Raw genomic sequence first — 12,586 nt, 5'->3', positions numbered from 1 at the left:
CGGACCCCGGGCGCACCCGGCCCGCGGCGCTACAGCCGCGGGTCGACCGGCTCCGACTCCAGGGCGAGGACCCCGAAGACCGCCTCGTGCACCCGCCACAGCGGCTCGCCCTCCGCCAGCCGGTCCAGCGCCTCCAGCCCGAGCGCGTACTCGCGCAGGGCCAGCGAGCGCTTGTGGCCGAGGTGGCGTGCGCGCAGCCGCGTCAGGTTGTCCGGGCGGGTGTACTCCGGACCGTAGATGATCCGCAGGTACTCCCGGCCGCGGCACTTGACGCCGGGCTGCACGAGCCGCCCGCCTTCCGTCCGTACGAGCGCCTGCAGCGGCTTGACGACCATGCCCTCGCCGCCGGCGCCGGTCAGGTCCAGCCACCACTGCACGCCGGCGGCCACCGACGCCTCGTCCTCGGTGTCGACGACGAGCCGGCGGGTCGGGGCGAGCAGGCGGTTCATGTACACCGGGGTGTACGCGCAGAGGCCGTTGTTCGCCTCCGTGCCGTGCGTCTCCGCCTTGATCATCCGGTCGATCAGGGCGAGCTGCTGGTCGTGCGGAAGTGCGGCCAGGCTGCGGCCCTGCACCGCCAGGATCTGGAACGGCGCCATCCGGATGCCGTCCAGGCCGTCCGTGCCCCTGGCGCCGACCCGGCGCAGGGAGTGCGTCTCCGCCTGCTCCCCCGGCCAGCCCTGCGCGCTGTCGCCGGTGGTCCAGCAGTAGCGGCGGTACGCCTCGGTGAAGGCGGCGGCGTCCGCGGCCCGCTCGCGCTGCCGGTCCAGCAGCCCGGACACGTCCACCCCGCGCTCCGCCGCCGACTCCAGCGCGGCGATCGCACCCGGGAAGACCGCACCGGACGCGGCCCCCACGGCCGCGTACTGGTGGCGCAGGAGCCCCTGTGCCTTGAGGGACCAGGGCATGAGCTCGGTGTCCAGCAGCAGCCAGTCGGTCTCCAGCTCCTCCCACAGCCCGGCCGCACCGGCCGTCGTGCTCAGCCGGCGCAGGATGCGCTCGGTCATCGCGGGGTCGTCGAAGAACGGCCGGCCGGTACGGGTGTACAGCGCGCCGCTCACCCCGCCGCCGACGCCGAAACGCTCCCGGGCGACATCCGCGTCACGGCACACCAGCACCACGGCCCGCGAGCCCATGTGCTTCTCCTCGCAGACCACCTGCCGCACCCCGTCGGCCCGGTAGGCGGCGAAGGCCTCCGCCGGGTGCTCCAGGTAGCCCTCCTCCTGGGAGGTCGCGCACGGCGCCATGGTCGGCGGGAGGTAGGGCAGCAGCCGCGGGTCGACGGAGAAGCGGCTCATGACCTCCAGCGCTGCCGCGGCGTTCTCCTCCTTCACGGCGACGCGGCCCATGTGCCGGGTCTCGACGACGCGGCGGCCGGTGACGTCGGACAGGTCGAGCGGACGGCCGTCCTCCCCGCCGGGCGCCTCGCTCGCCAGGGGCCGCGCCGGCTCGTACCAGACCTGCTCGGCCGGTACGTCCACCAGCTCGCGCTCGGGCCAGCGCAGCGCGGTCATCTTCCCGCCGAAGACGGCGCCGGTGTCCAGGCAGATGGTGTTGTTCAGCCATGTGGCCGACGGGTTGGGGGTGTGGCCGTAGACCACGGCGGCGCTGCCGCGGTAGTCCTCGGCCCAGGGGTAGCGCACGGGCAGGCCGAACTCGTCGGTCTCGCCCGTCGTGTCCCCGTACAGCGCGTGCGAGCGGACGCGGCCCGAGGTGCGGCCGTGGTACTTCTCCGGCAGGCCCGCGTGGCAGACCACCAGCTTGCCGCCGTCGAGCACGTAATGGCTGACGAGCTCTTCGATGAACTCCTGGACCTGCGCGCGGAAGGCGGGGTCGCGGGCGTCCTCGCGCTCCAGCTGCTCGATGGTCTCGGCCAGCCCGTGGGTCGGCTGGACCTTCTTGCCCTTGAGCCAGCGGCCGAGCTTGTTCTCGTGGTTGCCGGGCACGCACAGGGCGTTGCCGGAGGCGACCATGCCCATGACGCGGCGCAGCACGCCGGGGCTGTCGGGGCCGCGGTCGACGAGGTCGCCGACGAAGACGGCCGTGCGGCCCGCGGGGTGGACGCCGTCCTCGTACCCCAGCGTCGCGAGGAGCGTCTCCAGCTCGGAGCTGCAGCCGTGGATGTCGCCGATGATGTCGAAGGGGCCGGTGAGGTGCCTGAGGTCGTTGTAGCGGCGCTCCAGGACGACCTCGGCGGACTCGACCTCCTCGACGCTGCGCAGGACGTGCACCTTGCGGAAGCCCTCGCGCTCCAGGCCGCGCAGCGAGCGGCGCAGCTCGCGGCGGTGGCGCTGGATGACGTGGCGGGGCAGGTGGGCGCGGTCCGGGCGGGCGGCGTTGCGCGCGGCGCACACGCCCTCGGGCAGGTCGAGGACGATCGCGATGGGCAGCACGTCGTGCTCCCGGGCGACGCGGACCAGCTGACGGCGGGCCTCGGCCTGGACGTTGGTCGCGTCGATCACGGTGAGACGGCCCGCGGCGAGGCGCTTGCCCGCGATGTAGTGCAGCACGTCGAAGGCGTCGCCGCTGGCGCTCTGGTCGTTCTCGTCGTCGGCGACGAGGCCGCGGCAGAAGTCCGAGGAGAGCACCTCGGTGGGCTTGAAGTGCTTGCGGGCGAAGGTCGACTTGCCCGAGCCCGTCGGGCCGACCAGCACCACGAGGGAGAGGTCGGTGACGGGGAGAGTGCGCTTGGCGGCCGCGGGGGCGGTTGCTGTGGTCATGCGGCCTTCTCCTGCCTCTTGTCGTTCTTTTCTGCGTGCTTCTCTGCGTGCTTCTCTGCGTGCTCGGTGCGGGTGAAGACACCCATCTGGGTCGGCGGCCCGACCTCCGGGTCGTCCGGCCCCACGGGCGCGTACGTCACCTCGTAGCCGTACTGCTGCGCGATGCGCGAGGCCCAGGCGCGGAACTCCTCACGGGTCCACTCGAAACGGTGGTCCGCGTGGCGCACGTGCCCGGCGGGGAGGGTCTCCCAGCGCACGTTGTACTCGACGTTGGGGGTCGTCACGACGACCGTCGCGGGGCGGGCCGCGCCGAACACCGCGTGCTCCAGGGCGGGCAGACGGGGCAGGTCGACGTGCTCGATCACCTCGCTGAGCACCGCCGCGTCGTACCCGGCCAGCCTGCGGTCGGTGTACGCGAGCGAGCCCTGGAACAGCGCGACCCGCGCCGCCTGGCGCTCGGTCATGCGGTCCAGGCGCAGCCGCCGCGCGGCCACCGCGAGGGCGCGCGCCGAGACGTCCATGCCGGCCACCTCGGTGAACCGCGGGTCCTTCAGCAGCTCGCCCACGAGCTGGCCCTGGCCGCAGCCGAGGTCGAGTACGCGCGCGGCGCCCGAGGCGCGCAGGGCGCCCAGGATCGCCTCGCGGCGCTGGACGGCCAGCGGGGTGGGCCGCTCCTCGGTGTCCGTCTCCTCGTCGACGGCGTTGTCGAGCTCCTCGGCCTCGCTGTCGTCGGCCTCGGCGAGGCGGGCGAGGGCCAGGCGCTCCAGGGCGTCGCGCGTCAGCGACCAGCGGCGGCCGAGGTAGCGGCCGGCGATCAGGCGCTGCTCGGGGTGGCCCTCCAGCCAGCCCTCGCCGGAGCGCAGGAGCTTCTCCACCTCGTCGGGCGCGACCCAGTAGTGCTTGGAGTCGTCCAGCACCGGCAGGAGGACGTAGAGGTGGCGCAGGGCGTCGGCGAGCCGCTGCTCGCCCTCCAGCACCAGCCGTACGTAGCGCGAGTCGCCCCACTGCGGGAAGTGCTCGTCCAGCGCGACCGGCTCGGCGGACACCGTCCAGCCCAGCGGTGCGAACAGCCGCTCCACGAGCGCCGCGCCGCCGCGGGCGGGCAGCACGGGCACCTCGATGCGCAGCGGGCGTGCCGCTTCGGGCAGCTCGGGCCGGGCGGCGCACTGGCCCTTGAGAGCGGTGGAGAAGACGCTGCTGAGGGCGACGGCGAGCAGCGAGCACGCCGCGTACGGGCGGTCGTTGACGTATTGCGCGAGGGCGGAGTCCGGCGCGCCGCCGCGGCCCTTGCCCTTGGAGCGCCGCACCAGCGCGACCGGATCGATCTCCAGCAGCAGCGCGGCGGTGCAGCGCTCGGCCGTGGCCTCGGGGTAGAGGACGTGCGCGGTGCCGTGGGAGGTCGAGAACCGCTGCGCCTTGTCGGGATGCTTGTGCAGCAGGAATCCGAGGTCGGTCGCGGGGGATCCGGTCGTGCCGGTGGTGGATATCGTCAGGAACACGCGATCGAGTATCCCCGGTGACGTGCACCCGCTGCTAATTCTTTTCGCCCGCCGTATTCCCCTTCTCCCTTCCCGGGTTTCCCAGGAGCCCCTTCAGGAGGGCGCGGGTGAGGACGGCGATGGTGAACGCGCAGGTGATCGACCCTTCCGCAATCATCTCGGCCACCTCGGGCCAGGGGCGGGTGACGATTTTGCGGATGCCTTCGGAGGTCTCCGGGGAACCGAAGCCGTCGATACGGGCGGCGAACAGCTCGACATGGTCCCCGAGCAGACCGCTGTCGGGGTGCAGCCGGCCCAGGGAAATCAATTCGGCGGCCTCCGCGCCGATTTCCTCCGCGAGTTCCCGGACGGCGTTCTCCGCGCCGGTGGCGCCCGGCGAACCCATGCCGCGGGGCACCTCCCAGTGCCAGGAGCGGGTGGCGTGCCGGTAGTGCTCGACGAGGACGACATCGCCTGCGCGGGTGAGGGGGAGGACGACGGCGCCGGGGCTCGCGGTGGTGGACAGCATGCGGACATAGAGCCCCAGGGCGCCGCCGGGGAAGCGGACGGCGTCACGGACGAGGGTGACGAAGCGGTCGGCGTAGACGACGCCGACCGGCGGCTCCGGGTCCTCCGCGGCCGCGGTGCGCCGGGCCTCCTCGACCTCCGCCGGGTCGAGGAGGATGTCGATGCCGCCCGGGGAGTTGCCGAACAGCTCGGGGCGGGCGGCGCGCAGGCGGTCGTAGTCATGGGGGGTCGGTGCGGTCTCTTCTGGCACTGCCTCGTACTCCGGTCTCCGGTCTCAGCACTCCGGGAGCTCGTCTCTCAGTACTCCGGGAGCTCGTCCTGGACGGTGGCGGAGCCGGTGGCGGCCGGGGAGCCGCCCTCCTCCCGGTACCCGGGCAGCTTGCGCACCATGTCGTGGAACCTTTCCCACTCCCGTGTGCCGTCGAACCGGACCGCGGCCATCTCGCGGGCGAACTTCTGCTCGCGCCGGCCCTCCAGCCTGTTGCGGAGCACCAGCTGCACGGAGCCGCCGTACTTGGCCGAGACCCCGCCGAGGCTGCCGGCCACGCTCCAGGCCTCGTCGCCGGTGACGGCGGTGAAGACGGCGCCGCCGACGGTGACGACGACCTCGATGACGGGCAGCCACTTGTTGGCGCGGGCCCGGCGGTCGCCGCGGGCCCCGGCGAGGCGGACGATCTCGGAGTTGAGCCGGACGTAGCGGGCGAAGACGGGGCCGACGCGCTCGTGGAAGGAGGCCGGGTCGGCGGTCAGCTCGTCGAAGGCGCGTATGTAGGCGTTCCACGGGTCGCTCTGCCGCAGGCTGCAGATGTCCTCCAGGGCGAGGGTGTCGACCGCGGCGGGGGTCAGGGCGAGCCGGTCCTGGACCGTGGAGAACGCCTGCCGCTGCAGGAACAGCAGGAGCTGCTCGGGGTCGGTGACCGTCCCGGCGGGTGTCGTACGGATGTCGCGCCACTCCTGGAGGGCCACCCTGCGCAGGCTGCCGGCCGGGGTCAGCGGATACATGCCTAGGGCGTCGGCGAGGTTGACGTTGTAGATGAGGTCGAGGAGCTGCTTGATCTCCCCGGCGAACGGCTTGTTCCTGTCGTACCTGCCTTCGGATACGGGCGTGCCCGGCACGGACACGAACTCCTCGTAGAGCACGTTCCGCGTGACGAGGTCGCCGCGGATGCTGCGCTCGTTGCTGAGCTGGACCACTTCGCCGATCCGGGCGGCGAACGCCGCGTGCTGCCGCCGCGGGAGGCCCACCTGCGCGGCGAGCAGGGGGATGTCCTTCGCGGTCAGCCCCTGCACCCGTGCGGCGAAGGCGTTGAAGAGGGCACTCCTGGTGGCGTCCCGGTTCTCCTGGTCCTCCCAGGAGAACCGGACGCACTTGACGTGCTCGCCGGCCGGCATCCCTTCGAGCGTCTCCTGCCAGGCGGCGAAGGCCCTCTCGTCGAAGTCCAGGCCGGTGCTCGGGCGCTCGGCGGGATCGCGCTCGTTCAGCAGGTAGGGCACGAGGGCCGCCTGCGCCAGCAGCTTCTGGTGGGCGCGGCGGGCCGCGCCGCCCGCCACGAGGTCGCGGCTGACGGCGGTGTTGTTGTAGAAGAACACGCGGTTGGCCACCACTTGGCGGGTGTTGATCAGGCTGCGGAAGTACTCGGCCCGCACCTCCTTCTCCCGCGCGCCCCCGACCTCGCCGAGCGATCTTCCCCTCGCGACCATCTCCCTGGTCAGCTCCGCGGTCGCCCACTGGTTGTCCAGGGACTGGGCGATCACCGCCCCCGGCGCCAGATCCGGCGGCCGCACTCTGACTGTCGTCTCCGTGGATTCCTGGGACATTTCCCCACCCCCGGTCCTGGACCCCCTGGGACGCACATTGCACGTCCGTGTCCGCTGTGTCCACGCTAGTGGTGAACCCGTGGCCCGGGCGTGAGGTTGCGCCAACTGGCGGTGTGTGCAGTGACGTTGGGCGGGCCGCGACGGAGACGGTCAGCGGTAGAACATCCGCCCGCCGACCCCACCGGACACCGACCACACCTCCGTGATCAAGCCGCCCGACACTCCGAGCATGTCGATGCCGCTCCGGGCCACCGTGCTCCCGTCCGCCTCGGTGAAGGCCGCCCGGTAGGGCCGCGCCACCCGGCCCGACGGCGCGCCGTCGGCCAGGACGAGGTCGACGGCCGCCACCCCTTCGGCAGCGAAGCGCAGCCCGGGGCGCGCGCGGTGCCACCCCGCGATAACCTCCACGAGCTGCGCGGGCCGGCGGACGTCGTCGAAGGACTCGGTGCCCGCCTGGGCGTAGCGGAGCCGGAATTCGGGAGCCATGATCCGGTCGGCCAAGGCGCTGTCCCCGTTCCACATGGCCGTCCATTGCTCGAACAGCCCGATCCCGAACTCCCGCATGTCTGCTGTGCTCATCTGCTCCCCCGCGCTTTCGTCACCGGCGTCGTCCCGCGTCCCCGGCCGGAAGGACTGCCAAGGCTGCGAGGACTACGAGTACTACGAGGACTGTAGGGGGAGGGTCTGACAACGCCTGGGGGCTCAGCGGACGTCCGTGGAAGACCGGCCCTGCCCGGGACCGGCGCCGAGGGCGCGGGCCAGGGCTGCGATCTCGGCCGGGCCCACGCGGCAGCAGCCGCCTATGAGACGGGCGCCTGCCGCGCGCCATTCGGTGACGCGCTCGGGGGCGAAGGCCGGACGGCCCGTCCAGGACCGGGTCGCGGCATCCCACTGCTCGCCGCTGTTGGGGTAGACCACGACGGGCTTCCCGGCGGCCTCCGCCGCCAGCGGCACGGCGCGGTCGGCGTCGGCGGGGGTGCAGCAGTTGACGCCGACGGCGACGACCTGGTCGTTCCCGGCGGCCAGCGCGAACGCCTCGCGCAGCGGCTGGCCGGCGCGGGTGTGCCCGCCCGCCGCGCTGTAGGACAGCCAGACGGGCACCCCGCAGCCCTCCACGACCCGCAGCAGGGCCTCCGCCTCGTCGACGTCGGGCACGGTCTCCAGCGCGAGGACGTCGGGCCCGGCCTCCAGCAGGGTCTCGATCCGCGGCCGGTGAAAACGCTCCAGCTCGGCGATGCTCAGGCCGTAACGCCCGCGGTACTCACTGCCGTCGGCAAGGAAGGCGCCGTAAGGGCCGACGGACGCCGCGACCCACACCTCCTTCCCGGGGGCTTCGCGCTCCGCGGCACCGCGCGCCAGCTCCACGCTGCGCCGCAGCAGTGCCGCGGCCTCCTCCCGGCCCAGGCCGCGGCGCGCGAACCCCTCGAACGTGGCCTGATAGCTGGAGGTGATGAGGACCTGGGCGCCCGCCCGCACATAGGCGGCGTGCGCCTGCTCGATCTGCCTCGGGCCGTCGGCGAGCAGCCGGGCCGACCACAGGGCGTCGGACAGATCGCAGCCCTGCGCCGCCAGCTGGTTGGACAGCCCGCCGTCGAGGACGAGCGGACCGCGCGCCGCCGCTTCGGCGAACGGGGTGGTGGTGGGGACGGGCGTCACAGGTGCTCCTAGATTGTTCCTCGATTGCTCCTCGGTCGTGCGGCGGCGCCGGGGCACCGGGGCCGGCTTCAGCCCAGCTGGGACTGGACCTCCGAGGAGATCAGCTCCAGGTGGTCGAGGTCGTCCAGGTCCAGGATCTGGAAGTAGACCCGGGAGGAGCCGATCGCCGCATAGCGGCCGATCTTGTCGACGACCTCCGCGGGCGAGCCGGCCAGGCCGTTCTCCTTGAGCTCGGCCACATCGCGCCCGATGACCGCCGCACGCCGCGCGACCTCTGCGTCATCCTTGCCGACGCAGGCGACGAGCACGTTGGAGTAGACGAGCTCGTCGCCCTTGCGGCCGGCCTCCTCCGCGGCCGCCCGCACCCTGCCGAACTGCCGCTCGCTGTCCTCGACCGAGGCGAAGGGGATGTTGAACTCGTCGGCGTACTTCGCAGCGAGCCGCGGCGTGCGCTTCGCTCCGTGGCCGCCGACGAGCACGGGCACCTTCCGCTGCGCGGGCTTGGGCAGCGCGGGGCACTCGGTGAGCTGGTAGTACATGCCGTCGAAGTCGAAGGTCCGGCCGGCCTCCGTCTCCCACAGGCCCGTCACGATCGCGAGCTGCTCCTCCAGGCGCCCGAACTTCTCCTTGGGGAAGGGGATGCCGTACGCCTTGTGCTCCTCCTCGAACCAGCCGGCGCCGAGGCCGAGCTCGACCCGCCCGCCCGACATCTGGTCCACCTGGGCCACCTGGATGGCGAGCACGCCGGGCAGCCGGAACGTACCGGCGGTCATCAGGGTGCCCAGCCGGATGCGGCTCGTCTCACGGGCGAGCCCCGCCAGGGTGATCCAGGCATCCGTCGGCCCGGGCAGGCCGTCCGCGGAGCCCATGGCCAGATAGTGGTCGGAGCGGAAGAAGGCGTCGAAGCCGAGGTCCTCGGTGGCCTTGGCGACCGTCAGCAGGGTGTCATAGCTCGCCCCTTGCTGGGGCTCGGTGAAGATTCGCAGATCCATGCCTCCCATCCTGCACTGCCCCACGCGCGTCAACCGACCGTGCCCTGCCCCGGTCCACCCACCCCGGTCGGGTGAAATTCCGCCGCCCCCGCCGGACGGGTGAGCCCCGGCCAGTGTCCGCCGCGGCCGGTGGTCGTTGGCTCGGGCGGAGCCGGACCGCCCGGCCCGCGCACCGGTGTGCTCTGCCGGAGGCGACGACCGCAACACCGCTCTCCCGCACCGGGAGGGCCGGGGCCGAGGAGGCCGCGATGACCCAGGAAGCCGTGCCCGAAGAGACGGCGCCCGCTGAAACGGTGCCGGACGAGGTGCCGGACGAAACGGCACCCGCCGCGCCCGCCGCCCGGCAGCCCGGCGCACCCAAGGGCCTGCTGCAGCAGATGGAGGAGCTGATGGCAGCGCTCAACGCCGATCTGTCGCAGCTCGACGCCGATCTGCAGCCGCGCGACGAACGCCCGGCGTCCGTCGACGGAGGGGATGCCCGCTGACCGCCCGCGCCCGCGCCTCACGCGGCACCACCCTCCCGCTCGCGCGACGCGAGCCGTCTTTGTAACCAGCGGACTCTGTCGCTCGTCTCATCGGCGGCGTCGATCGCCTCTATGCACTGCCAGTACATGGCGTCCTCGCCGGAGGAGCAGGCCACGCCCACCAGGGCGATGCCCACTTCGCCGAGGAGCCCGCAGAGCCCCGCCAACGCGCCCCAGGGGTCGCGCACTTCGGTGAGCTGCCCGGCCCGTATCGCTCCGGCGCGCAGCGTATGACGCAGCGCGCCGGACGCCCGGGTGCCGGCCTCGCTCAGACTTCCCGCGGCGGCGCGGGCCTCGAAGGGCCCGTGCACCGCGAGATGGCCGCCGACCGCTCCCGCCAGCGCCTGCGTCTGCCATGCCTCGGTGACGATGTCGTGGACGGCCCTGGCCTGCGCCAGGGCCGCCCGGGTGGCTCCGATGAGCCGCACTGCATCCATGGCCTGAATCCCCCATCTTCCCGACTGCGCCTTCGCCTGCGCTTCCGACTGCGCCGTGCCCACACCTGTTCACTACCCAGAGTGATGACTAACCGCCGGAAACGCCAGGGGAATTCAGAAATCTGTGGATACCAGATGGGGTGTGGATAACTCAATCACTCCGGAGAGTGACGACCGGGTGTATCCGGAGCGTCGTGGTCCGGGCGGCCGGGCCGAGACGGCCGGTCCGGCTCAACCGACCGGTCCGGCTCAATCGACCGGCCCGGCTCAACCGACCGGTCCGGCTCAACCGACCGGTCCGGCTCAACCGACCGGTCCGGCTCAACCGACCGGTCCGGCTCAACCGGCTGGTCCGGCAGCGGGAACCGCTTCTCGTTGCGCTCGATCTTCGCGGCGAGCGCGGCCGCCGCGTCGATGCCCAGCACCTCGCAGAACTGCAGGAGATACGCCAGGACGTCCGCGACCTCGTCCTCGACCCGGGCGGCGGTCCCCGGCCGGTCCATCACCTGCGCCGACTCCTCCGGCGTCAACCACTGGAAGATCTCGACGAGTTCGGACGCCTCGACGCTCAGGGCCGCAACGAGGTTCTTGGGCGTGTGATAGGGAAGCCAGCGGCGTGCCGCCGCGAAGTCGGCCAGGCGGCGCTGCAGGACCCGAAGCTCGCCCTCTCCGCCGCCGGTCCCCTCTTCTCGGTGTTCAGGATTCACCCCCAAGATCTACCACCGACACTCCTTCCACGGCCGGACCGGCATCCGGGCCGGCGGCCGGGTAGGCATCCGGGTCGGCGGCCCGGCCTGCGGCCGGACCTGCGGCCGGGCGCACTGCCGGATCCGCGGCCCCCCGCACCGCCCCCACCAGCCGGACGTGCCCCCGCTCCCCCATCCGCACGGCCAGGGCGAGCAGCTCGCGCGCCTGCCGGGGATCCAGGCAGCGGTCGAAGTCGTCCGCCAGGACGGTGAGGGTCTGCCGCGCCTGCAGCACCTCGGCGGCAGGATCCATGTCCAGCACCCCCGGGCCGGTCATCAGCACGAGGCAGAGGGCGAGGTAGCGCAACTCCCCGTCCCCGAGCCGCTCCAGGGGCATCGCCGCCCCGGACCCGGACCTCCGCTCCAGCATGGCCCGTACGAGACCGTCGCCCTGCTCCCGTACCGCCAGTTCGTGCACGGGCACCCGGCACCCCGCGTCCACCGCCGCCACAAGCGCCGCATGGCGGGTCGCGCACTCGTGGCGCGTACGGCCGAGGACCGCGGCGACGTTGTCGCAGGAGCCGCGCAGCCGCCCGTCGCCGGCAGCGGCGGGCGCCCGCATGAGCTCGGGGCGGGGGTCACAGGCGAAGACGGAGCGCAGCGCCACGACGACCTGCTCGGCGGCGTCGAGGACGAGGCGCTGACCGGCGGTCTTGCCCGCGACGCGCAGGGGCAGCAGGGCGGTCCCGAGGCGGTCGTCCGGCAGGGGTGCGCGGGTGACGGGGACGGCGCCGGCCGTGTGCCAGGCGGCCTCCACCGCGCGGCGGCCGGGATCGCGCAGGGCCGTGGAGAGCAGGGTGCGGCCGGAGGCCGTCATCCGCTCGCCCACGATGCGCAGCTCGGGTTCGGCCTGGACGGCGATGTCGAGGTGGACGGGGCCCACGGGCCCCTCCACGGTGCAGCCGATGCGGAAGCCGCGCCGGCCCTGTGCGTCGGGACGGGCCTGCTGCGGGACGCAGGCCGCGGGGCCGCCGTCGACCGCGGCGAGGGCTTCGTCGAGGGTGTCGCCTCCGGCGAGCCGGGCGAGGGCCCCGTAGGCCTGGAGGGCGCTGGACTTGCCGCTGCCGCTCGGACCCCGGAAGAGGGTGAGCGGGCCGAGCGCGAAGACGGCGTTGCGGTGGGATTTGAAGGCGGAGAGCCGTAACTCGCTCACCGCGGGGCGCTGCCCGCCGGGAGGAACGGGGGCAGGAGCGGAAGAGACGGGAGCGACGGCGGGAAGGGCGTCCGGTCGGGCACAGCGTGTGTCCATGCCCGGACCGTATGTGACAGATATTCAGCCAAACCGTTTCGGCTGATCACTTTTCCTACGATCGGGGTATCCCGACGCCACCTCCGTCCCTTCGGGGGCCAGCAGGAAGACGTTCGTGTCGACCCGGTGCATGCCGCTGCCCAGGCCGAAGACGACGCCACTGGAGAAGTCGAGGATGCGCTTGGCGACATCCGTGTCGGCGCTGGTGAGGTCCAGCAGGACCGGCACCCGGGCCATCAGGTGCTCGGCGACCTCGCGGGCGTCCGCGAAGACCTGGACCCGCAGCACGACCATGCGCCTCTGGTTGGGATCGGGCTCCTGCTCGTCCTCGGGCAGGGCCCGGTGGTTGGGCCATGACGGCCATGCGTGGTGACCACGGAGCGGGACGACCTCGGCCAGACCCTCCCACTGCTCGTCGGTGGCCTCGGACCTGTTCAC

Annotated in this window: 11 protein-coding genes and 1 pseudogene; 1 reads left to right on the top strand and 11 read right to left on the bottom strand. The window is 73.0% G+C overall.

What is annotated here, in order from left to right:
- Positions 1–29 precede the first annotated feature (29 nt).
- The 7 genes from IE241_RS00855 to IE241_RS00825 form a co-directional block, all read right to left on the bottom strand.
- The gene (locus tag IE241_RS00855) at positions 30–2,720 is read right to left on the bottom strand and encodes a polynucleotide kinase-phosphatase (RefSeq protein ID WP_190019600.1); all 2,691 of its coding nucleotides are present in this window, start codon (positions 2,718–2,720) and stop codon (positions 30–32) included.
- On the bottom strand, positions 2,717–4,219 hold the full coding sequence (locus tag IE241_RS00850) for a 3' terminal RNA ribose 2'-O-methyltransferase Hen1 (protein ID WP_190019599.1): 1,503 nt from the start codon (positions 4,217–4,219) through the stop codon (positions 2,717–2,719). The genes IE241_RS00855 and IE241_RS00850 overlap by 4 nt, the downstream gene beginning before the upstream one ends.
- Before the next feature lie 34 nt (positions 4,220–4,253).
- A complete protein-coding gene (locus IE241_RS00845) occupies positions 4,254–4,976 on the bottom strand; it encodes an NUDIX hydrolase (protein WP_190019598.1) in 723 nt (240 codons plus the stop codon).
- A 47-nt stretch (positions 4,977–5,023) separates the two neighbouring features.
- A complete protein-coding gene (locus tag IE241_RS00840; protein ID WP_190019597.1) occupies positions 5,024–6,544 on the bottom strand; it encodes a hypothetical protein in 1,521 nt (506 codons plus the stop codon).
- A gap of 150 nt (positions 6,545–6,694) precedes the next feature.
- The gene (locus tag IE241_RS00835; RefSeq protein WP_190019596.1) at positions 6,695–7,123 is read right to left on the bottom strand and encodes a nuclear transport factor 2 family protein; all 429 of its coding nucleotides are present in this window, start codon (positions 7,121–7,123) and stop codon (positions 6,695–6,697) included.
- Between the two features lie 123 nt (positions 7,124–7,246).
- Entirely contained in the window at positions 7,247–8,200 is a 954-nt protein-coding gene (mmuM, locus tag IE241_RS00830; protein ID WP_190019595.1) for a homocysteine S-methyltransferase, read from the bottom strand.
- Positions 8,201–8,268: 68 nt separating this feature from the next.
- Complete coding sequence (locus tag IE241_RS00825; RefSeq protein WP_190019594.1) at positions 8,269–9,192, bottom strand: LLM class F420-dependent oxidoreductase; 924 nt, start codon at positions 9,190–9,192, stop codon at positions 8,269–8,271.
- A gap of 248 nt (positions 9,193–9,440) precedes the next feature.
- Here IE241_RS00825 and IE241_RS00820 point away from each other — a divergent pair, with 248 nt between their 5' ends.
- Positions 9,441–9,677, top strand: a complete 237-nt coding sequence (locus IE241_RS00820) for a hypothetical protein (protein WP_190019593.1) — start codon at positions 9,441–9,443, stop codon at positions 9,675–9,677.
- Positions 9,678–9,694: 17 nt separating this feature from the next.
- Here IE241_RS00820 and IE241_RS00815 read toward each other — a convergent pair whose 3' ends face one another.
- The 4 genes and pseudogenes from IE241_RS00815 to IE241_RS00800 all read right to left on the bottom strand — a co-directional run bounded on the left by IE241_RS00815 (position 9,695) and on the right by IE241_RS00800 (position 12,586).
- Positions 9,695–10,153 carry a DUF6099 family protein gene (locus tag IE241_RS00815; protein WP_190019592.1) on the bottom strand — a complete coding sequence of 153 codons (459 nt, stop codon included), beginning with the start codon at positions 10,151–10,153 and terminating at the stop codon, positions 9,695–9,697.
- A 353-nt stretch (positions 10,154–10,506) separates the two neighbouring features.
- A pseudogene (locus tag IE241_RS00810) lies at positions 10,507–10,860 on the bottom strand (nucleotide pyrophosphohydrolase); the annotation flags it as partial.
- A complete protein-coding gene (locus IE241_RS00805; RefSeq protein ID WP_229898655.1) occupies positions 10,850–12,148 on the bottom strand; it encodes an AAA family ATPase in 1,299 nt (432 codons plus the stop codon). The pseudogene IE241_RS00810 and the gene IE241_RS00805, both read right to left, overlap by 11 nt.
- A gap of 24 nt (positions 12,149–12,172) precedes the next feature.
- The gene (locus IE241_RS00800) at positions 12,173–12,586 is read right to left on the bottom strand and encodes a cell division protein SepF (protein ID WP_190019591.1); all 414 of its coding nucleotides are present in this window, start codon (positions 12,584–12,586) and stop codon (positions 12,173–12,175) included.

The organism is Streptomyces hiroshimensis (genome assembly GCF_014650335.1).
GTDB lineage: Bacteria > Actinomycetota > Actinomycetes > Streptomycetales > Streptomycetaceae > Streptomyces > Streptomyces hiroshimensis.
Note: the sequence above shows the minus strand (reverse complement) of the source record. Positions and strands in the feature narration are given on the sequence as shown.